The organism is Ensifer sp. CCNWLY38 (assembly GCF_037120565.1).
Classification (GTDB): Bacteria; Pseudomonadota; Alphaproteobacteria; order Rhizobiales; family Rhizobiaceae; genus Ensifer; species Ensifer adhaerens_H.
The window spans coordinates 1-1,245 of sequence record NZ_JBBBBO010000038.1; the positions used below are offsets into that span (position 1 = coordinate 1).

The window sequence follows — 1,245 nt, forward strand, 5'->3', positions numbered from 1 at the left end:
GCGGCCCTTCGAGTTGAACCGTCATGACCTCGAGCGGCTTGCCTGCCTGAACGGCAACGGCGGCGCGTACATCCATCGTGGGATCCTCTTGTTGTTCGCTGAATTACAGGCTGAGCCGGGCGCTCAGCGGCCGGCCCCCATGGTGATGTTGTTCGGCTCAGGACGCGCTAGAGCGCCTTTCCGACTTCCGGCAGCGCTTCGAAGAGATCGGCAACCAGGCCGTAGTCGGCGACCTGGAAAATCGGCGCCTCTTCGTCCTTGTTGATCGCGACGATAACCTTCGAATCCTTCATGCCGGCGAGGTGCTGGATCGCACCGGAGATGCCGCAGGCGATGTAAAGATCGGGGGCGACCACCTTGCCGGTCTGACCGACCTGCCAGTCGTTCGGCGCGTAGCCGGCATCGACAGCGGCGCGGGATGCACCGACCGCGGCGCCGAGCTTGTCGGCAACCGGCAGGATCACTTCCTGGAATTTTTCCGACGAGCCGAGCGCACGGCCGCCGGAGATGATGATCTTGGCCGAAGTCAGCTCCGGACGGTCGGACGACGACAGCGCGTCGGCGACGAAGCTGGAGACACCCGGGTTGGCGGCAGCCGCGACACTTTCGATCGCCGCCGAACCGCCTTCAGCGGCGGAGGCGAAGGAGGCGGTGCGCACGGTGATGACGCGCTTGGCTTCCGTCGTCTGCACCGTCTGGATGGCGTTGCCGGCATAGATAGGGCGCTTGAAGGTATCGGACGACACGACTTCGATGATTTCCGAGACCTGGGCGACGTCGAGCAGCGCTGCGACGCGCGGCATGACGTTCTTGCCGACCGAGGTTGCGGCCGCGACGATCGTGTCGTAGTTGCCGGCAAGCGATACGATGAGGGCTGCTAAGGGCTCGGCGAGGTTGTTGGCAAGCGAGGCGTCCTCGGCGACGAGCACCTTGGATACGCCGGCAAGCTTCGATGCCTGTTCGGCCGCCGCCTTGGCGCCGCTACCGGCGACCAGCACATGCACATCGGCTCCAGTCCCACTGGCGATCTTGGAGGCAGCGGTCAGCGCCTTGGCGGTCTGGTCGGAAAGGTGGTTGCTGTCGTGGTCAGCCAGAAGAAGAATGGCCATGATGATATCTCCCGTCCTTAAATCAGAGCACGCCGGCTTCGGTCTTGAGCTTCTCGACGAGCTCGGCGACCGACTTGACCTTGATGCCGGCCTTGCGGCCCGACGGCTCCTCGGTCTTCAGCACCTTGAGGCGGGC

General features: G+C 64.5%; 1 protein-coding gene and 2 pseudogenes. All 3 read right to left on the reverse strand.

Going from position 1 to position 1,245, the window contains the following annotated elements; all coding sequences use genetic code 11:
• Positions 1 to 76, reverse strand: a pseudogene (locus V7S54_RS33200) (GNAT family N-acetyltransferase); the annotation flags it as partial.
• A gap of 91 nt (positions 77 to 167) precedes the next feature.
• On the reverse strand, positions 168 to 1,109 hold the full coding sequence (locus V7S54_RS33205; protein ID WP_336410023.1) for an electron transfer flavoprotein subunit alpha/FixB family protein: 942 nt from the start codon (positions 1,107 to 1,109) through the stop codon (positions 168 to 170).
• A gap of 22 nt (positions 1,110 to 1,131) precedes the next feature.
• Positions 1,132 to 1,245, reverse strand: a pseudogene (locus V7S54_RS33210) (electron transfer flavoprotein subunit beta/FixA family protein); the annotation flags it as partial.

Excerpts from the sequence above, each read along its gene's own strand:
- V7S54_RS33205 (WP_336410023.1), bottom strand. The coding sequence starts at position 1,109 with ATGGCCATTCTTCTTCTGGCTGACCACGACAGCAACCACCTTTCCGAC.